Annotated in this window: 17 protein-coding genes; 9 read left to right on the top strand and 8 right to left on the bottom strand. The window is 41.8% G+C overall.

The window, feature by feature from the left end; all coding sequences use genetic code 11:
• Positions 1-6: 6 nt before the first annotated feature.
• Together G3569_RS12940 and G3569_RS12935 are read left to right on the top strand one after the other, a co-directional pair.
• Complete coding sequence (locus G3569_RS12940) at positions 7-1389, top strand: HTTM domain-containing protein (RefSeq protein WP_165269809.1); 1383 nt, start codon at positions 7-9, stop codon at positions 1387-1389.
• Between the two features lie 2 nt (positions 1390-1391).
• Positions 1392-3875, top strand: coding sequence for a TonB-dependent receptor domain-containing protein (locus G3569_RS12935; protein ID WP_165269807.1), 2484 nt, complete (start codon positions 1392-1394; stop codon positions 3873-3875).
• Positions 3876-4362: 487 nt separating this feature from the next.
• On the opposite strand, the gene G3569_RS12930 is transcribed toward G3569_RS12935, so the two are convergent.
• On the bottom strand, positions 4363-5418 hold the full coding sequence (locus tag G3569_RS12930; protein ID WP_165269805.1) for an iron ABC transporter substrate-binding protein: 1056 nt from the start codon (positions 5416-5418) through the stop codon (positions 4363-4365).
• 141 nt (positions 5419-5559) lie between these two features.
• On the opposite strand from G3569_RS12930, the gene hemG reads away from it, so the two are divergent.
• Together hemG and pruA are read left to right on the top strand one after the other, a co-directional pair.
• Positions 5560-6930, top strand: a complete 1371-nt coding sequence (gene hemG / locus G3569_RS12925) for a protoporphyrinogen oxidase (RefSeq protein ID WP_165269803.1) — start codon at positions 5560-5562, stop codon at positions 6928-6930.
• A 102-nt stretch (positions 6931-7032) separates the two neighbouring features.
• Positions 7033-8664 (top strand): L-glutamate gamma-semialdehyde dehydrogenase, encoded by a 1632-nt coding sequence (pruA, locus tag G3569_RS12920; RefSeq protein WP_165269801.1) that lies wholly within the window; start codon positions 7033-7035, stop codon positions 8662-8664.
• A 108-nt stretch (positions 8665-8772) separates the two neighbouring features.
• Here the strand turns inward: pruA and G3569_RS12915 are convergent, their stop codons facing one another.
• From G3569_RS12915 to G3569_RS12890, 6 genes are all read right to left on the bottom strand, one after another.
• Entirely contained in the window at positions 8773-9258 is a 486-nt protein-coding gene (locus G3569_RS12915) for a DUF4843 domain-containing protein (protein WP_165269799.1), read from the bottom strand.
• Between the two features lie 25 nt (positions 9259-9283).
• Complete coding sequence (locus G3569_RS12910) at positions 9284-10762, bottom strand: RagB/SusD family nutrient uptake outer membrane protein (RefSeq protein WP_165269797.1); 1479 nt, start codon at positions 10760-10762, stop codon at positions 9284-9286.
• Between the two features lie 31 nt (positions 10763-10793).
• The gene (locus tag G3569_RS12905) at positions 10794-14153 is read right to left on the bottom strand and encodes a SusC/RagA family TonB-linked outer membrane protein (RefSeq protein WP_165269795.1); all 3360 of its coding nucleotides are present in this window, start codon (positions 14151-14153) and stop codon (positions 10794-10796) included.
• A gap of 62 nt (positions 14154-14215) precedes the next feature.
• Positions 14216-15283 carry a FecR family protein gene (locus G3569_RS12900; RefSeq protein ID WP_165269793.1) on the bottom strand — a complete coding sequence of 356 codons (1068 nt, stop codon included), beginning with the start codon at positions 15281-15283 and terminating at the stop codon, positions 14216-14218.
• A 117-nt stretch (positions 15284-15400) separates the two neighbouring features.
• Positions 15401-15985, bottom strand: a complete 585-nt coding sequence (locus G3569_RS12895) for an RNA polymerase sigma factor (RefSeq protein ID WP_165269791.1) — start codon at positions 15983-15985, stop codon at positions 15401-15403.
• A 218-nt stretch (positions 15986-16203) separates the two neighbouring features.
• Positions 16204-16638, bottom strand: coding sequence for a sll1863 family stress response protein (locus G3569_RS12890; protein WP_165269789.1), 435 nt, complete (start codon positions 16636-16638; stop codon positions 16204-16206).
• A 154-nt stretch (positions 16639-16792) separates the two neighbouring features.
• On the opposite strand from G3569_RS12890, the gene G3569_RS12885 reads away from it, so the two are divergent.
• From G3569_RS12885 to G3569_RS12870, 5 genes are all read left to right on the top strand, one after another.
• A complete protein-coding gene (locus tag G3569_RS12885) occupies positions 16793-17608 on the top strand; it encodes an SDR family oxidoreductase (RefSeq protein WP_165269787.1) in 816 nt (271 codons plus the stop codon).
• A 95-nt stretch (positions 17609-17703) separates the two neighbouring features.
• Positions 17704-18351 (top strand): CDGSH iron-sulfur domain-containing protein, encoded by a 648-nt coding sequence (locus G3569_RS12880; protein WP_165269785.1) that lies wholly within the window; start codon positions 17704-17706, stop codon positions 18349-18351.
• A gap of 932 nt (positions 18352-19283) precedes the next feature.
• Positions 19284-19520 carry a hypothetical protein gene (locus G3569_RS18430; RefSeq protein WP_205720198.1) on the top strand — a complete coding sequence of 79 codons (237 nt, stop codon included), beginning with the start codon at positions 19284-19286 and terminating at the stop codon, positions 19518-19520.
• Positions 19521-19774: 254 nt separating this feature from the next.
• On the top strand, positions 19775-20149 hold the full coding sequence (locus G3569_RS12875; protein ID WP_165269783.1) for a DUF423 domain-containing protein: 375 nt from the start codon (positions 19775-19777) through the stop codon (positions 20147-20149).
• 314 nt (positions 20150-20463) lie between these two features.
• Entirely contained in the window at positions 20464-20829 is a 366-nt protein-coding gene (locus G3569_RS12870) for an MmcQ/YjbR family DNA-binding protein (RefSeq protein WP_165269781.1), read from the top strand.
• 4 nt (positions 20830-20833) lie between these two features.
• Here the strand turns inward: G3569_RS12870 and G3569_RS12865 are convergent, their stop codons facing one another.
• The gene (locus G3569_RS12865; protein ID WP_205720197.1) at positions 20834-21145 is read right to left on the bottom strand and encodes a DUF6787 family protein; all 312 of its coding nucleotides are present in this window, start codon (positions 21143-21145) and stop codon (positions 20834-20836) included.
• Between the last annotated feature and the right edge of the window lie 10 nt (positions 21146-21155).

Genomic DNA, 21155 nt, shown 5'->3' with positions numbered 1-21155 from the left:
ATCACAATGGAAAAGTACCTCACCCAACAAACTTCGATAGCGCCCCTCGCTGTTTTCAGGGCGCTATTCGGATTTATAATGTTGGTAAGTGTTATCCGGTTTGTTGCCAATGGCTGGGTGTACGACTTATATATAAAACCCGATTACTTTTTCACCTTTTACGGATTCGATTGGGTTGCCCCACTCGGAGAGTTTGGGATGTACGCCCTCTTTTTTGTAATGGGGCTGGCCGCCCTCGGCATCATGCTGGGAAGCTTTTATCGGCTTGCGGCAGTACTTTTCTTTCTCTCCTTTACCTATGTAGAACTCATTGACAAAACCAACTACCTGAACCACTATTACTTTGTCAGTATTATCAGCTTTCTACTGACACTGGTTCCTGCTCATCGTAGTTTTTCTATCGACACCATCAGAAAACCAAGCCTGAAACGGGAAACCGTACCAGCCTGGATGGTCAATATTTTCAAGCTACAGCTGGGCATCGTTTACTTCTATGCCGGAGCTGCAAAATTGAATCCGGATTGGCTGTTCAACGCCATGCCGCTAAAAATATGGCTGCCGGCTAACTCACATTTGCCCGTTATTGGCGAACTGCTGAACTATGAAATTTCAGCTTATATTTTCAGCTGGGCGGGCACTGTTTATGATCTGACAATCGCCTTTTTTCTTCTGTACAGGCCTACCCGCATTTGGGCCTATATAAGCGTTATTGTCTTCCACATGCTTACTTATTTCCTTTTTCAGATCGGCATGTTCCCGTTTATTATGATTTTGAGCACGCTTATCTTTTTCTCCCCCGAGTTTCACAAGAATATCATCCAAAAAGTACAAAAGCTCGGAACCTTCTTTAAGTTAAATCAAAAAGAAGCCGGGGCTCAGTCCTCAAAAAAAATTACCCTATCCAAAAAAACGCATCCTATTCTTGCCGGTATTCTGATCTTGCACTTTATTCTTCAGCTGCTAGTACCGCTTCGCTTTACACTATATCCCGGCAACCTATTTTGGACCGAACAGGGATACCGCTTTTCCTGGAGAGTTATGCTGATGGAAAAAGCCGGTCATGCCACCTTCCATGTTCACAACCCCAAAACCGGGAAAAACTGGCAAGTTTCAAACTGGAAACATCTATCGCCCTACCAAGAAAAAATGATGGCTACCCAACCGGATATGATATTGCAATTTGCTCACCATCTTGAAAAGAAATATAAGCAAAAGGGTATGGATGATGTCGAAATCCGAGCGGAATCTTTTGTGACTCTCAATGGCAGAAGAAGCACCCTTTTAGTTGATCCGGACGTTGATCTGACCGAAATCGAAAGAGGATTTACTCATAAAGACTGGATCACCCCCTATAATGAGAATCAAACGAACTGGTTTACCAATAATTAATAATGAAACACTTTTTTTACGTACTACTCCTCCTGCTTACATTTGGCAATTCAAACGTACTATTTGCGCAAACATTTTCTGTACAAGGAACTGTTACCGATGATAAGGGAACCCCTATTGAGCTTGCTAATATCTATGTTTCGGAATTGAATGAAAAGAAAGATGGAAACCTCATCCGATACAGTAGCGAAACTTCAGATCTGACAGACCCAAAAGGGCAATATAAAATTGCCAACCTTCAACCCGGTAATTATATAGTGGCCGCTTACTATAATGGAAAGCAGGTGGTTAAAAAAAGGGTCCAGCTAAAACAGGCGAACAAAAATGTAGACTTTGAGCTATCGGTTATTAAAAGCTCCCTTGACGAAATTATCGTGGGCGGGCAGGGGCAAAAGACCTTTGGTATTCGACGTCTGCGATCTGTTGAAGGAGTAACTATTAATGAAGGAAAAAAGAATGAGGTTATCGTACTTGATGACCTCTCAGCAAATCTGGCCACCAATAACAGCCGGCAGGTATATGCCAAAGTAGCCGGATTAAACATTTGGCAAAGCGACGGCGCCGGTGTACAAACAAGCGTTGGTGGTCGGGGTTTAAGCCCTAAAAGAAACTCAAACTTTAATACCCGCCAAAACGGCTATGATATTGCTGCTGATGCTCTCGGATACCCTGAAAGTTATTACACCCCGCCTACCCGGGCACTAAAACGTATAGAAATAATCCGTGGAGCGGCTTCCCTGCAATATGGAACACAATTCGGTGGGATGCTTAACTTTAAATTCAAAGATGGTCCCAAAGACGAGACCTTTCAGCTTAACACCCATCAAACATATGGTTCATACGGACTCTTCAACTCTTTTAACAGTGTTGGGGGCAGCACTGATAAAGTTAACTATTATGGATTCTACCAGTATAAAACCAATAAAGGCTGGCGGCCCAATTCGAACCTTGACCAGCATACGGCCTATGGGTCAGTACAACTGGACCTAACAGAAAAACTCTCTATCACCCCGGAGTTTACCTATATGCGTTACCTTGCACAACAACCGGGCGGACTCACAGACACGCAGTTCGAACAAGATCCCAGCCAATCTAATCGTGAGCGTAATTGGTTTCGTGTTAACTGGAATCTACTGGCCCTTAAGGCAAATTATCAGTTTTCATCTATGACTCGCCTCAACACTCGCTTCTTTGGACTTAAAGCGAGTCGAGATGCCGTTGGGAATCTCAGCAGAATTGATCGCCTTGATTTTGGTGGACCTCGAAATCTTTTACGAGATGATTATCTAAACTGGGGTAACGAAACCCGACTCATCCATCGTTATAATTTTGCAAATAATATATCCGTATTTCTGGCCGGCTTTCGCTATTACGATGGCTTTACGCATCGGCGGCAGGGTAAAGGATCAGCCGGCAGCGATGCCGATTTCAATTATCAAAATCCGGATAATCTAACGGGATCAGACTTTGACCTGCCCAGTAAAAACCGTGCCTTTTTTGTAGAAAATATTTTCAATATCACCCCCGAGTTTAGCATCACTCCGGGCATCCGATTAGAATATATTCGAACAAAATCTGATGGGTACTATAGAAATATCGTTAAAGATTTGGCCGGTAACATCCTGCTCGATGAGACCATCCGAGAAGAACGTGACAAAAAACGTTCCTTTGCACTTTTTGGCGTTGGGTTAAGCTATAAGAAGAGTGAATCGCTGGAAATATATGGTAACTTTTCACAGAACTACCGCGCCATCAACTTTAATGATATCCGAGTTGATGTTGGTAACCTCGAAGTAGATCCCAATATAAAAGACGAGCGCGGCTTTAATGCCGACCTGGGGATTCGAGGAAATGTTACACAACTGCTAAATTATGATCTAAGTCTCTTCCATCTTTCTTATGAAGACAGGATTGGAACCGTTTTAAAAACGGAGCCCAATCCCAAGTTTAATAATTTGGTAGACCGTACCTTCCGTTATCGCACAAACGTTGCTGATGCTAAGATTTATGGCCTCGAAACTTTTGCTGAAGTAGATCTATATAAATTATTCATCGAGAAATATAGTGAAACTCAGCTATCGCTTTTTACGAACCTGGCACTTATCACAGCCACCTATTCTGATGCACAAGTTACCGGAATTGAAGATAATAAGGTTGAACATGTGCCAAATGTTAATTTCAAGACGGGACTTACCTTTTCGCACCACAACTTTGAAGCAACCTATCAATATTCATTTGTAGGAGAACACTTTTCTGATGCTACCAATGCCCGTCAAACCCCAACGGCTATTGAAGGTACTATTCCGGCTTACTACATAATGGATCTGTCTGCCCAGTACTCCTATAATCGCTTCAACCTGGAAGCAGGCGTTAACAATCTTACTGACAACCGATACTTTACTCGTAGAGCCACCGGTTATCCTGGTCCCGGCATTATACCGGCTAAAGCAAGAAGCTTTTATGTGACTTTGGGAATAGAGATTTAATCTCATCGACAGATTTGTCTAAACGTAGATGCAAAGTACACTTGTACCTATGAATAAAGAATTTCTTGCCCCCAACAATCTCCGAGGCAAGCCTGCAGAGTATTTTGCCGGCTCCATTTTGACCTAACGATCAAAACCCAAAATTCTGTTAGTGAGATTCCGAAAGAGATACCTCGGCATGCTCGGTACATGGTTCGGAATGACAAGGTTATCCGCCCCCCGAAGCAAAGCGTCGGGGAATTCTTTGATTAAATCAAAACTGCCAGGAGTAGCCACATATTCCGTATTTAGGAACGCTATTCTTCCCTGTATATCCCCTGTTTTAGATAACGTGCAATAGATCCTTCAACTGGTTTTATCTCTTGCCAAACAGTAACAGCACGTATCCCCAGTTAAATAGAAACAATTAAAAAATCCCCGGCACTTTGTAAATACCGAGGATTCCAAAATTTCTTAAAGTGTCCCAATAACTAAGGGGTAGAGTATATTAAATCAATCCTGCTTCACGCAGCAAGTTAAGCGTACCTTCCAGCTGCTTTAGCTGTTCGTAATCATAATCGGGGCTTAACTTTAAGGCCTCTTTAGCTTCCAGCATATAGTCGGGGAGTTCGGCCTCTCCTGTTACCGGGTATTCATTTACAGACTGTGCTGCATATTCCTGCGCCTGCTTAGATAACAGAAAACTCATAAATTTCTGGGCTAATTCTGGGTTATCCGCTGTTTTAAGCTGTGACACCCCTGTTACCAGAGCCAGGTTTCCGATATCCCCATTTTCAAAGTGATAAGTTTCAATATTAGCATCAGGGTTAGGTCCTTCTTCTCCATAGTGCTCATGGTCTTCAAAATATCCTTCCTTGCCCCCATGCTTTGTCTGGATTACGTAATAGTGATTGGTAAGCCCCAGATCGATCTCTCCCGCCATAATAGCCTGCACCATGGGCGTATTAGAACTATAGGCTTTGGGATCAAGAGACTGCATATCGTTAAGCCATTGCTTGGCAGTTTCATTATCTTTTGTCAGTCGAAGAGCCGTAACAAAATCATAAAAGCTAGAATAGGTTGGGGTCCATCCCACACGTCCTTCAAACTTATCCATTGTTGGTAAATCTAACACCGACTTGGGCAACTCTTCCGGATTTACTTTCTCAGGATTATAGGCTAATACCCGAAACCGTGCTGTTACTGGCACCCACTTTCCGGTAGCAGATTGATAGGCATCGGGCTTAGTTGTTAAAGAGTCTGGAAGGGTTGTTAACATATCTTGTTCATTTGCCTGGGCAAGGGCTCCGGTTGTATTTGCCCAATATACATCGGCCGGGCTCTGTTCACCCTCTTCATTCAATACAGCAAGCAGTTCTGCATCGTTACCATATCTTACCTGTATATCGATGCCTGTCTGCTCTTTAAAGTCGGCAACCAGTTGTTTTACCAGCGCCTGACTTCGTCCGGAATAAACCACCAATTGATCGGAAGAAGACTGGGTACAAGAACCAATTAGAAAGGCCGTTAGTACGGTAATAAATACTTTTGTTAACTGCTTCATAATATCGATCCGAAATCTTCACTTTTCGTTTATATTAAAAGCGTATCATCTGGGGCCGTAAGCAATCAAGTCCCGTGGAAACGCTATCCTTAATTAGATCAATTCTAATTAAGGAACAGAAGGTATTGAATTTATAATACAATGACTAATAAAAAATCAGCAGTTGCTATACTTGGAGCGGGTATTTCCGGATTAACAATTGCCCATGCCCTGGCCAAGAAAAATATATCTGTTACGGTCTATGAAAAACGGGACGAAGTAGGTGGTGCCATCCATTCTACACAGCAAGACGGCTGGCTGATTGAGGAAGGTCCCAATACCTTAATGGTGCGCACACAAGAAGTTTGGGATTTACTTAAAGAACTGGAACTCGGTGAACGCATCCGAGAAGCAAACGCTGCCGCTCAAAAACGCTTTATCGTTAAAAATGTAACTCCCGTTGCCCTGCCGAACTCACTCGGGAGTTTTCTGTCCACTCCTCTATTTACTGCGGGCGCAAAGCTGCGACTCCTGAAAGAACCTTTTATTGAAGCTCCTACAAAAGAAGATGACAGTATCGCCAACTTTATTGAACGCCGGCTAGGCAAACAACCTCTTGATTACGGAGTAAACCCTTTTGTATCGGGAATTTTTGCCGGTGATCCCAGACAGCTTTCTGTTAAGCACACATTTTCTTCACTCTGGGAAATGGAGCAAGAACATGGAAGCCTGGTCAAAGGTATGTTTAAAAAAGATCGCTCTAATAACACACCCGAAAAAGCATTACTCTCTTTTGATGAAGGGAACCAGGTACTTCCAAAAGCACTGGCAAGCAAACTGCCCGAAACCGTTCAAACATCCACAACAGTTACATCTGTCATCCCCAAAGACGATAGTTGGCAGGTTAAAACACAAACCGGTGCAGAAAATATTACAAACCGACATAACTGTGTAGTATCTACCATACCAGCTTATGCAACAACAACTATTTTTGAGAGCGCTCTTTTTGATGAACTTTCAGAACTCCCTTACGCCCCACTCAGCGTGTTGGCTTTGGGCTATAAAAAAGAACAGGTCTCCCATCCACTAAACGGATTTGGTATGCTCGTCCCTGAAGTTGAAGAGTATAAATTGCTGGGGTGCCTGTTCTCTTCGACCCTTTTTGAAAACCGGGCTCCAGAAGGTCACCATCTGATAACCTGTTTCATTGGCGGTGCACGTAATCCAGGCCTTGCATTCAAATCCGAAGAAGAACTGCGTTCTATCGTAACAAACGAACTGGATGAACTCTTGGGTGTAACGGGAGACCCTGTGTTCAGTCATCACAAATTTTGGAATAAAGCCATTCCCCAGTATGAAGTTGGATATGATCGCTTTATCTCCCAGATGCAGAATATCGAACAAGAGTATCCCGGCCTTTTTCTGGATGGCAATTACCGCAATGGAGTATCGGTACCGGACTGTATTTCAACAGGAATAGAAACCGCTGAAAAGATTAGTTCATTCTTAAGAGATCGTAATAAAAAGGGATAAGCTTGCTTCGCCAATTCTGCTAAAATTTTAGTACCTTCTTAAACGGAATAAAAGAACCATTTTTGTAGCAAAGAAAATCTGAAAACAAAGTAAGACAGTATTATGGCTAATGCATTTTTTGAACTCCGGGAACCGGATAATGAACCGGTTTATTCTTATGCCCCGGGCACACCCGAACGAGAAAAACTGAAAGAAGAAATAGAACGCCTGAAAGCACAGCAGATAGAGATTCCTGCAATTATTGGCGGTAAAGAAGTAAAGACAGGGAATACAACTGACCTCGTGATCCCCGATAACCATGACCACAAGCTGGGTGTTACCCACCTCTGTGGTGAAAAAGAAGTAGAGATGGCTATTGATGCCGCTATGGAAGCTCGTGAGGAATGGGCGAAGATGGATTGGCAAGACCGCGTTGCTATTTTTAAGAAGGCCGCGGAATTGCTTTCCGGTACCTGGAGGTACAAGATCAATGCTTCCACCATGCTGGCACAGTCTAAAACAGCGTACCAGTCAGAAATTGATGCCGTAGCAGAACTTGCTGATTTCTTCCGATTCAATGCCTATTACTTAACACAGATCTATAAAGATCAGCCTGATTCACCCAAAGGCATGTGGAACCGCTCGGAGTATCGTCCACTGGAAGGATTTGTATTTGCAGTTACCCCCTTCAACTTTACTTCTATTGCAGGGAACCTGCCTTCTGCCCCGGCTATCTGCGGAAACGTTGCCCTCTGGAAACCGGCAACCTCTTCGGTCTACTCCAACTACTTTATTATGAAGCTTCTGCAAGAAGCAGGACTGCCCGATGGCGTTATTAACTTCTTGCCCGGCAACGGTGCTGATATCGGAGATCCTGTTCTTGAAAGCGAACATCTCTCGGGACTGCACTTTACCGGCTCTACCGGCACTTTCCAGCACTTGTGGAAAAGTATTTCTGACAATATCGAAATGTACAACACCTATCCACGTATTGTTGGTGAAACCGGTGGTAAAGACTTTATCTTTGCACACAATGAAGCAGACGTCGATGCACTGGTTGTTGCCGCATTGCGTGCAGCCTATGAATACCAGGGACAGAAATGCTCTGCTGCTTCTCGCATGTATATTCCAGAATCTTTGTGGGATGAGTTCCGAGACAAGTTCACTGCTGAAGTTGAAAAAATTAAGATGGGCGAAGCGGAAGATTTCAGCAACTTTATGACTGCAGTTATCGACCAGGGTGCTTTCGACAGCATCACTGAATATATCGATTTTGCCCATGATGCTGACGATGCCGATGTGTTACTTGGCGGTGATTACGACGATTCGGAAGGTTTCTTTATTGAACCTACTTTTGTACATGCTAAAGATCCACACTTCAAAACAATGGAAGAAGAGATCTTTGGTCCTGTACTAACGGCCTATGTATATGAAGATGATAAGTTTGATGAAACGCTCGAACTCTGCGATAATACTTCGCCATATGCACTTACGGGGGCAATCTTCTCTCAAAACCGTTATGCTCTCAATAAGATGGCCGATCGTCTGCGTCAGGCAGCCGGCAACTTCTATATTAACGACAAGCCTACCGCGGCCGTTGTTAACCAGCAACCATTTGGCGGAGCACGAAAATCCGGAACCAACGATAAAGCCGGAAGTGCTGCCAACCTGATGCGCTGGATCTCTATCCGTTCTATCAAAGAAACACAAGAACCACCTAAAGACTGGACCTATCCATTTATGGGTGAAGAGTAAAAGTCAAAGGAAATATTCCTTCAATTAAAAAAGGCTGAGCAGTTATGCTCAGCCTTTTTCTTAATAACTAACTTAGATTTAAGTTAGTTATTCTTTATACCATAAAACTTACTCTCCTTCGATCGTAAGAACATAAGATTTTAGATTCTCTGCCGGTTCTACCTCTCCTCCGCTATCGATGGTAAGTCCTAATATCTTAAACTCGCCACCTGCAAGAGAAGTCCCGTTTAGATCAATGGTTACAGTAGTTGAGCTTGAACCTGCTGGTATTGTAACAGGGGATGTAGTCTTAAGCTCATAATGTGTTCCAGCTACAGCCGTTGTCGTATCACTGTTGACTGAGAACCCAACGGACAAATCCTTCTCACGTTGTGATCCAATAAGTTGGACTAACACTTCGATCTCCCCCTCATCCTCAGAATAGGTATCATCCTGAGGACGAAACTCCAATTTAGGATCATCCTCGAAGGTTAATTTTTTCTGTTCAAACAGATCATTCAAACAACCCGTTAGAAACAGTGAAACCAACGTAATAACAAATAACTTATAAACTATATGCTCTTTCATAATTTCAATATTTTTATCTTTCATCATATCAATTTTTCCTCACCCGGTTCTGTTAGTCAAAAAATGGATTCTCAACCAGCTTAGGATTTAGTTCAACCTCTCCATCGGGCAAATCGTCAAGATAAACGTAGGAATCGTATCGCAGATAACTCACTGTGGTAGTACCATTATCGGGATCAAACTTTACCTTCCTCAGGTCACGCCCTAATCGCTTGAGGTCGAAAAAGCGGTGTCCTTCGGCAACAAGTTCCCGACGACGCTCGGCCAGAATTTCATCCAACACCGCTTGTTCAGTAGTAGGACCTGAATATGCTCCGAGTCCTCTATGACTACGCAGCTCATCAAGCTTCGCAATAGCAGCGGAAGGTCCATCTGTATCTAATAATGCTTCAGCTTGGATAAGAACCATTTCTCCAACCCTAAAATGCACATAATCATCAGCAAACTGCCCTTGTTCAGCAGCATACTTATGCAGTTCTAAATTGCCAGCATTTACCCCTGCACAATCATTTGTTGCTTCCTCAGTTACATCATTAAAGCAGAGAGTATACCAAGCATCTAACCGGGCATCATTGGAATCATAGCTGTCAATTAAATCTTGAGTTGGGATCTGCCCGAACCACTGCATAGAAGTATAAGCGGCAAGTGCATCATTAGTTCCTCCGGATTCAGTCGCCGGATCTACATCTACAGTAAAAATTGCTTCTGGATTATTGACAGTCTCATCAAACATGGAAGACACTTCTGAAGCTGTGGCTAAACGTGCCCCTGAACTACTAATAGCTTCTGAAGCAGCAGTATTTGCCTCTTCATAATTTTTCTGGTATAAATGAACTCGAGCCAACAGGGCTTGCGCAGCAGCTGGCGTAACATAAAAAGGTCCGTCAGAAGAATGCTGTTTAAGTTTAGTCAATGCATCATTAAGATCTGATTCAATCTGTTGATAAACCTCACTAACCGTTTTTCGTTCCTTGAAATCAGCATCCGAAACATCTAACGTCGGTTCCGTTCGAATAATAACACCGAGATCAAAGCCGGCTGCTTTACCGGAAGACGGCGCCATTCCAGGCTCATATCCGAAAATACGTACCAAGTGATGTAGTGCTAAAGCTCGCATAAAATAGGCTTCACCATGATATTTCGTCAAATTCTCATCCGTGACTACCCCTTCTGGAACACCTTTAAGCAAGATATTGGCATCATTAATCATGTCGTAAAGATCGCTCCAAGCTGCTGTACCTACCCCCGACTCAAACTCGTTATTATTAAGTGATTCGAAACGAGTACCAGATCCGATATCAGTATTATCAGCCAAAGCACTGGGACCTAGTAACCATGTAGTGTTCATTTCGGGTGCAGCCTGAAACCGCGCATACATTCTTGCTCTTAACCCCCGAATAGCATCTGGGTTATTAAGAGCTAACTCTTGTGAAACCGAGGTACTTGGCTCTGTATTTTCAAGCAGATCATTACACCCTTGTAGCAATAAAAACCCATAAAAAACAATCAAAATTTTTAATAAATATTTCATACTGTAATCCATTTATATTTTAAAAATTCTTCTAAAATTGGAGTTCAACTCCACCATTTACCTGTAAGGCTGTAGGAAAGGATGCTGAAGATTCATTACCTACTGTTTCAGGATCCAGATAAGGGTAAGCAGTCCAGGTCATCAAGTTTAAGCCAGAACCGTAAATTCGCACGCTTCGCAGTCCAAGCTTATCCGAAATACGTGCTGGTAGTGTATAGCTTACACTCACATTCTTTAATCGTATATAGCTAGCATCAAATAGTGAATTACTACTGTTAACATCTGACCAACCGGAAGCCTCGAAATAGCCTGTTCCATTTTCACTTGCCCGTGGATATTTTGCAATATCTCCAGCTTCTCGCCAACGATCTGTATGTACATCCTTCAACACACCTTCTTCATCAGAAAATAGGTAGCTAAATTCTGTTTCTGGCTGTACGGTCTGCCCAAAACTGTATTGGAAAAATATATCCACTGAAAGGCCTTTGTAAGAAAAACGATTTCCAAAACCCCCAATAACATCTTGTTCTCCGCCATCCAAAAATACGTTGTCTGCAGTGGTAGGGCGATATGTAATATTTCCATTAGCATCATACCACATAGGTCGTCCATCAGCAGGATTAACTCCAGCCCACCTTGGCATCCAAAATGCTTCTAACGAATGACCTACCGCAATAGGATCATCATCACTTGGATCTAACATTTTGCTATCCTTAACTAGGTCTTTCACTTCGTTCTGCTGGATAGCAATATTGAACCTTGTGGACCATAAGAAATCAGATAAATCCATATTTACAGTTCTAATTTCGAACTCAATACCCCGATTTTCTACTTCTCCTATATTCTCAGTGATAGACCCCAAGCCACTATCTGTTGGCAACGGTCGGTCTAACAGAAGGTCAGTATTTATTCGTTTATATAAATCTATACTACCCGATACCCTGTTGTTGAAGAGAGCATAGTCAAGACCCAAATTTATTTCACTGGCCTCTTCCCAAGTCAGAGCGTTATTGGCTAATTGAGTAGCCGTTAAACCGGTAGTACCCTTATAGCTTCCAGCAACTCCAAAAAGTCCCCGGGCTTCAAAATTATTAATTGCTGCATTTCCGGTAATACCATAACCTGCCCGTAACTTAAGTTCATTAATAGCATCAATATTAAAGAACGATTCTTCTGAAATGCGCCAAGCTACCGATGCAGAAGGGAAAAAGCCCCAACGTTTATCCTTACCAAAACGTGAAGACCCATCATAACGGGAAGTAACAGTAGCATAATAACGCTCATCAAAATTATACTTTAGCTGCCCGAAATAACTGGCAATACGAAATTCTGTATTGAACCCTTGCCCCGACTCAGGTGTGGCAGCTGCATCTATCACCCCTAAGAAAGAATTTCCAATGCCTATCTGTGTTGCCTCAATTTCATCGACATATTCTCTCCGATATTCTGCTCCTAAAAGCCCCGAAACATTGTGATTTTCAGAAAACGTTCGATATGCATTAAGACGAATATTTGTGCTAAAATTACTTACGGTACCAACTCTGCGATTTACGCTCCCATCATTTCCGGGATCTGCAATAGGACGTTCCCAATCTTTTTCTTTTTCCAAGCGGTAATCCATTGCTAACATACCACTTAATGAAAGCCAATCAGCAAACTCATAGGTAGGTGCCATATTGGCAAGAATATGAGTTACTTTTGTTGAACGTTCTTCCTCATTAAGAATAACAGCAGGATTATTATTTAGACCTTGTTCCGTATATGGATTATACCGGCCGCCTTTCTCAATTGTCCTACTACCTGTCAGATTTCCATCAGCATCGATATAAGGAAAAGACATTGGTACTTCTTCAATTGATTGGTAAAAGGGACAGTTAACGTAAAACCCATCCTGACAAACTCCTGGCGCAGATGAACTCGTTAAGTTTATATTTAAATTTGACGAAAATTTAGAAGTAAATTGATGATCAAAATTAGTTCGCAAGTTGAACCGTTCGAACTTTACTTCTTTTACCTGAGCTTCAGTATTCTCCCATGCTCCACCAATATAGTAAGTGGTATTTTCATTACCCCCGCTTGCAGATACATTTACACTATTTGAAACACCATTTCTATAGATATAATCCTGCCAGTCAAAGGTGGGCAAACTTTCCGGATCAAAATTACGATCATACCCAAAGTCCTCCACATCTCCACGTGTTTCACTTTCGCCCTGAGCTTCAAAATGGTATTCAACCCATTCTTGAGAATTCATTAATTCTAATCGTTTAATATCTTTTCGAATACCTGTCTCATAATTTACTGTGATTTGAGCATCACCTTTTCGTCCACGTTTCGTTGATATAAGAACCACTCCATTTGCAGCCTGTGCCCCATAAATAGCAGCTGCAGAAGCATCTTTTAATACCTCAATAGACTCAATATCCGATGCAGGGATACTATTAAGTGGTGAAACATCATTGCCTTCAGTATTACTATTTGAGTTAATCTGAACTCCATCAACAATCCAAAGGGGGCCATTACCTGCGGTTATAGAACCCTCTCCACGAACACGTATCTCAAATCCCCCACCAGGATTACCACTTGATGTTGTTAACTGTACACCAGAAGCTCTCCCCTGAAGCAATGCTTCTGCATTTTGAAGAGACACATTTTCTAGTTCTTCTGAACCTACTGTACTCATAGACCCCGTAAACTCACGTTTTGTTTGCGAAGAATATCCTGTGACAACTACTTCGTTAAGACCAAGGTTGCTTTGTACCATTTTAAAGACCAGCTCAGTAGTTTCACCGTCTACCACCTCAACTTCTTTAACATTGCGACGATATCCTATGAAGGTTGCTGTAATTTCATAAACACCGCTCTCAACATTAGATATCGAAAACTCGCCATTTGCATCTGTTGATGCGCCCTGCCCCGTTGCTTTAATAAAAACATTTGCACCAGGTAGTGTTTCTCCACTCTCTGCGACCACTACTTTTCCAGATATAGTACCAGTTTGAACTTCCTTTTTAGACTGAGTACCCGCTGTTCGCATTAAAACAAGCTGACCACTGGCAGAAACACCAAAACGATAAGGGGTACCACTCAATACATCCCACAATGCTTGCTCAGCAGTATTTTTAGTACCTGTTATATGCACTTCTTTATCTGAGGGAATCAGTTGTTCACTGTAAGATAGTTTTAATCCAACTTGCTGAGCAATTGATTTAAGTACCGCAACTAAATTTTGTTTCCCTTCTTGCAGGCGAACCTCTTTTTGAAGCTTTGCTGAAGCTCTATTTTCGGCGGTCTGAACCAAAACCTCGCCATCATATAGCTCTGCCAACGTTGCTTCCATATTCTGGGCATAACCATTAGTGCATATTGCCAACAACATTATAAGTAGCATCAATGCACTCCTATACAAGTGGGTAATTCGTATCCTGTTATTTATCATAATCCCGCTTCTTATCAATTAGTATTAATATTTTCGTCTCGGAAGGTTACCGTACCATTGTGCCTCTCATATGAAGCATGAATAGATATTGCAACCACCTGGAGAACTTCGTTCAAGGGCATGTTATCATACGTTGCTGTTAGCGTTCGCTTCCTCAATGAGGAATCTTTGATAACACTCTCGATATCAAACCAGCGCTCTAACCGTTCTACAACTTCCGGAAAGGGTGTTTTACGAAACACCAACTGACCTTCTGCCCAACCGGTAAAGAGCTTCATATCCTTAATATCAGATACCGTAAGCCCTCCTTCTTTTTCCAGCACTCCTAGTTTATTAGGCGTCAACTCTACTAAATCATTTAAGGTTTTATCCTTTTTTATCTCTCCTATTGATGCCAACCCTTCTTTGACTGCAACTTCTATTCTACTTGAATCATAAGCCATAACATTAAACTGAGTTCCCAAATCCTTCACATAACCTTTGGGGGTATGAACCACAAAAGGCCTGTGCTCTTCATGCTTAACATCAAAAAAGGCTTCTCCTTGCAGGTGCAATGTCCGAGAGCTTATTCCATAATCTTCTGGTATTTTTAATACACTCTCAGCATTCAATGTCACCAAGGTTCCATCACTCAGTTTTAATTTAATACGTTGTGCCTTTGAGGTCGTTATCTCTTGGGCTTCCATTTTATTAACATCTGACGACTGTAAATCCACAACATATTGACTAACCCCATAAAGTCCTGCGATAAGAATTATAGCAGCTGCCGCAAGAGAATACCAATATCCTTTTCTCTGCTTACTTCTATTTCCATGAACTGCATACGATCTTTTACTTTGAATAGCAGCAGGGAACTCTCTGGTATCCGAAGAGGAAGCAATATCTTGTTTCCTCTTAAAGTGCTTCCATGCTTCCTGGGCATCAACTTCAAAATCGACTTCCTCATTGGACTGCCAATGTTCAATAAAAAATTCAAAAAAATCTTCATTCGCCGGTTGCTCTTGCAGCCATTCCCCCAGCTGTCTGAGTTCTTGCTCAGAACATTGTCCGCGTATATATTTCCGTAGAATTTGCCAGTTCATAGATATATTTGTTCCGTGATTAGTTAGGAATACGATTGAAATTCTCGATACCCTTAAATTTTTTCGAAAAAATTTAAAAGGGATAAAATCCGTTTTATTCTACCTACAGAAGCCCTGTTAAGCTTCTACGAATAGGCAAACAAGTATAAAGATAGGCGAATACTTCGAAAGGCGATCTCGTAATATCTGAAACACTCTTCTCATCCTCGATTCAACAGTTTTTATAGAAATCTCAAGGTATTTTGCGATCTCTTTATAAGTAAGTCCCTCTTCACGATTTAACTTATAGACTAAACGTGCTTTATGAGGTAACGCATCAATGGCTTGCTCTACATCACGCTCCCGGATAGGATCCTCATCAACCTTTATATGCTCAACAGTATCCTTTCGATTTTCTTTTCGTCTCTCTTCTAAATATTGATCAACAATTTTCTGATGCTTGATATAATCTAGCGCTTTATTGCGAGCCATTTCATACAGAAGCCCACGCAAATGCCCTGAAGGGTCAAGATCAGATCTTGTTTCCCAAACAGTAGCAAAAACCTCTTGTACTATTTCTTTGGCAAGTGCTTCGGAACGTACATACTTCCATATGTACTTACACATCGGCGAATAATACTTTAAAAAGACAATTTCGAAGGCATACTCATCCCCTTCACGTATCTTTTTTATTAATAAAGATTCACTATTATCGACACTCATCACCAACTAATTCTCCTAAAGGGGGAACCTACTCACCCGTGACTGATTCCTAATCATGCCATTTTATACAATTCGATACTAGTAATCAAACAGACTTTAAAAAACATAACCCCCGATAAAAAAAGGCCCGGCATTTCTCAAGCGGGCCTTCAACAGAAAATATGGTCACCTAAAACAGCAGGAGACTAAACCATTTTCTGGCTATACTTTTTAAAAAATTACGAGTTAGACCCCAGCCCCAACTCTTTCTTGAAACTATTAAATGAATCTTTAACGCTATCAAGCTGGTCATCAACTCCTTCCTTCAGCTCTTGCCAGTTTTCCCCAGACCGGGCTCGCAACTCTTCCAGATCATTCTTCAGGCCCTTCTTTTCTTCCTTCAGATCTTCCAACTTCTTCTCAAGTTGCTTTTTCATATCCCCGGATTTACTGTCAATCTTACTTTTTATCTTCTCCATCTCATTTTCCATCTTTGTCAGCTCTTCTTCGACCTTGTTAACAAACTCCTTCTTGCTAACTTCAAGATCTTTCTGGGCCGACTCAATAGCTTCTTGAGCCTCTTCTTTCGCCTGATCCATCTCATTTTCTGACTTTTCTGAACAACCGATAAAAGCTGCCAAGATCATAGTAATCAATATTGTAATACGCTTCATAATAATAGAAATGTAATTTAATTCATTTTCGTTAGTAATAACTGTTACGGTTATAAGTACTATGTCATTAACGCTATTGTTCCGAACAGCAACAAATGATATTGGACAACACTTTTTAGATATTAAACATCATTTTTAATATGAAAAATAAATTATGACGATCAGCATTTTAGGCTGCGGGTGGCTTGGGCTTCCTTTAGCAGAACATCTCCGTGATAAAAAACACCTCATCAAAGGGTCTACCACCTCTGAAGAAAAGGTTGAACTACTCAAAGGGAAAAAAATCATTCCCTTTTTATTAAAACTTGAACCAAACCTCAATTGCAATAACTGTGATGATTTTTGGGACTCTGACCTCCTGGTCCTGAATATTCCCCCGGGCCGCGGTCGAGACAACATTGTGGAATATCATCTTCGACAGATCAAATCAATAGTAAAAAAAATTAACGGCTCTCCCGTCGAGCGCTTAATATTTATAAGCTCGACCTCAGTATATCCCCCCAAACCGGGTATTGTTGCAGAGCCCGATACTGAAGAGGGAAATGCGAAACGGCCTTCAGGAAATGCCCTGCTCAAAGCTGAGAAGTTACTGATGAAACAAGACTCTTTCGATACTACTGTTATCCGTTTTGGAGGCCTTTACGGCTACGATAGAAATCCTGCAAACTTCTTGGCAGGGCGTAAAAATGTATCCGGTGGAAATGCCCCTGTAAACCTTATTCATCGCGATGACTGTATAGGTATCATTGACCGCATTATTAATAAAGATATCAGAGGTGAGATATTTAATGGGGTTTCTGACGGGCATCCCCCAAAAAATATGTATTACCCTGCTGCGGCACGGGCTATGGATCTGGAACCACCCACCTTTGAAGAGAATGACAGCAAAAATCACAAAGTAGTATCAAACAAAAAAGTCACGGAAGTTTTGGGGTATAAATTCAAGCATCCAAACCCAATGGATTTTTAATTATCTAAAATAGTTACTTCGGTTTGCTATATTGCAGCCGAAACTTGATGATCCGCATTAATCGTATATTTTACTATAAAAACAGAGTATAAATCATGGATAAAAAGATACATACCTACGAATCTGATGACATTACAGTAGAATTTGACAGTAAACGATGTCTCCATACGGCAGAGTGTGTAAAAGGCATGCCCTCTGTTTTTAACCCCGATAATAAACCTTGGATCCAACCTGATGAAGCCTCTGCTGATGACATTAAGGAGATTGTTCATCACTGTCCAACAGGAGCGTTACAGTATCAAGATGAAGAAGAAAAACCCCCTCGTAAAAATACTATTACTATTGTACCGGATGGACCACTATATCTTCGTGGGGATATAGAAATTCAAAACTCCGAAGGCGAAACCCTACTTGAAGATACACGAGTAGCTGTATGTCGCTGTGGAAAATCAGAAAATAAGCCCCTCTGTGATAACTCACATCAAGATATCGATTTTAAAGCTCCGGCCTCTTTTAAGGAATCTAAACTTCAACCAACCGAAAGTGGCGATCCATCCAGCAAAAAATTAATACTAAAGTTGATGGATGATGGGCCTATCCTTCTTGATGGTACCTACCGTATCGACTCTATTGCTAATCAATCCGTTAATAGCTCCAAAAATGTAGCTCTTTGCCGGTGTGGAGAATCCGGCAGCAAACCGTTTTGTGATGGCACCCATAAAGATGTTGGATTTGAGGGATAACTCTTCAATATAGGCATTCTGACCCACTCTTGACCTCTCCCTACTTTGCGCTGGGAGAGGGGACGCCTGACTGATATCTGTGCTGATTTTTGAAAGCAGATATCCTCTCGGAGAATCGCAGTTAAACTACAGCCAAATCCCCCTTACAGAAGTCTCTTCCCCTGCGGGTAGGGGAAGAAAAAGATGGGGTCAAAACAGGCACCCCAACCTGCCAAATGTATAGCCCTTTCCTCTCTAGGCCCGAACCCCAACTTTTGATTGCTAATAGAAAATACTAAGTCGACATGTCTTGGCTCTTCCATTTCTCCCCCTTATGAAGGAGGAGACCAAGAGGAGGTTGGAAATAATGGGGAATTAGGCTAGTTAAAGGTCGAAAGTCCTAAGCCTTCTCTGCCGGCATGCTGACCCACTCCTGTCCTCTCCCTACTCGCCGCAGGGAGAGGGACGCTTATCTGCAATATGTGCTGGGTTTAAATGCTCATATTCTTTCAGAGACTATCAGTTTAATTTCCAGCTGAATACTTAATAAAAAAGTCTCTTCCCCTATGTNCACTCCTGTCCTCTCCCTACTCGCCGCAGGGAGAGGGACGCTTATCTGCAATATGTGCTGGGTTTAAATGCTCATATTCTTTCAGAGACTATCAGTTTAATTTCCAGCTGAATACTTAATAAAAAAGTCTCTTCCCCTATGTGTAGGGGAAGAACAAGATGGGGTCAGAAAATAGCAAGCACCCGAACCTGCTAAATGTATAGCCCTTTCTTCTCTCACCCAGAACCCAACTTTTGATTATTGATATAAAAGGGAGCTTTGCAAAACTCGGTATGTCATCCTGAATTCAGTTCAGGATCTCGGTTTTAATGCTAATAACTGTATATGAGATGCTGAAAGAGATACTTCGACAGGCTCAGTACATGGTTCAGCATGACAAGATGTGACTAGTTTCGCAAAGCCCCTAAATATTAAGTCGAAATGTCTTGGCTCTTCCATTTCTCCTCCTTATGAAGGAGGAGACCAAGAGGTGGTTGGGGAAAAGGGGAATTTGGCTACTCAAAAGTTCGAAGATCCCAAACCTTCACTGCCGACTGCTGACCCACTCCTGTCCTCTCCCTACTCGTCGCAGGGAGAGGGACGCTTATCTATAATAGTTGCTGAGTTAAAAAGCCCATAGTCTTTCATAGGATCTTAGCCAAACTTCCAGGCAAAATATCCATTACTAAGGTCTCTTCCCATGCTTGCAGGGGAAGAACAAGATGGGATCAGAACAAACATGTGAAAAAAAACGCGCGGTATTACAGTAATTACTTGAACACAGCTTACATATATTCTTTTGCTCGTTTATATTTACTTCATCTAGTTATAGTAGATTTACCAAGAATTATTCATTACCAATAACAACATATACAACTCGACTTTTAAAGAGCTATGGGAAAAATATTTTTAACGCTGGGTAGTATTGCTATGGCACTCGCTGTAGCCCTTGGAGCCTTTGGGGCTCATGGTCTCAAAAGCAAACTTACCCAAGAGATGCTTGAGATCTTCGAGACTGGTGTACAGTATCATTTCTATCATGCCCTGGGCCTGCTTGCCGTGGGCATTATTGCCAAATATCTACCAAACTCCAGTCTGCTTTCTTGGTCGGGATGGTTAATGCTTGCCGGAATTCTAATATTTTCAGGTAGCCTCTATATTCTCTCGATAAGCGGTATTCGCTGGCTGGGAGCGATCACCCCTATTGGCGGCATCTGCTTTATCACCGCCTGGATATTACTGGCACTGACCGTCTGGAAAGGGTTTTAAGTGCAATTGGTTCCATTACTTTTGTTAATATTAGCCCATAAAAGGGTAACGGCCTAAGATTGGAAAAAATAAACTTGCAGTTCCCTTTGATTATTATAACTTAACACTAATTATAAAAAAGTAGTTTAATAGCTTTGAGGCCTATATCAGGCCTTATCTCAAGCACAGAACTACAATCGTGTGTAATCAAGGCACATAAAAATCTGACAGACGGTAGGGCAATACCATATCGAACTTAGCCCCATTCTGAAATTATAAATCACACTGCTACGTTACATAGTTAGCATCTAACTCTTCACAAAGATACAACTTTCATGAATATAGAAGACTTCAGAGAATTTTGCCTGTCATTTAACGGCGTATCCGAAGGCTTTCCTTTTGATGATGATGAAACCACATTGGCTTTTAAAGTCATGGACAAAATTTTTGCAATCACTGATGTCGATGATTTTGACAGCATAAACCTGAAATGTGATCCAATTAAAGCGGCCATGCTTCGTGATTTATATGAGGATGTTAAGCCCGGCTATCACATGGATAAGAAACATTGGAATACGGTTAATCCAGAGGGCGAGTTGGATGATGAACTGCTTAAGGAGTGGATTAAAGATTCCTATAATTTGGTTGTAGAAGATCTGCCGCGGAAAAAGCAGAAGAAACTAGAAAAGATGGAAGATTAGCCTACTATTCGCGCACAAACAGACTCTTAATACGATGGAGACTCTTCTTTTCAAAGTTCCAGACAAATTCAAATTGTCCCAGCAGGAATCCATAAATTAAAAACAGAATCTGGTAGGATGGAAACACAACCAAAACCCATGCGATCAGTTCTATCCAGAGAGGAGTCTCCGCATCAAAGCCCAACCATCCAAAAACGAACTTCCGCACATACAATGCTGTCATCCCGGTAATAGAAAAAATGAACAGGATGAGAAGTACCCCGCCTAAGGTTTCTACTCCCCATCGCTTTTTCATTTTATCAATCATTTTGCCCATCAATACCCTC

It is taken from the genome of Fodinibius halophilus (genome assembly GCF_011059105.1).
Taxonomy (GTDB): Bacteria; Bacteroidota; Rhodothermia; order Balneolales; family Balneolaceae; genus Fodinibius; species Fodinibius halophilus.
The sequence above is the reverse complement of the archived record's forward strand: the minus strand, read 5'-3'. Positions and strand labels throughout refer to the sequence as shown.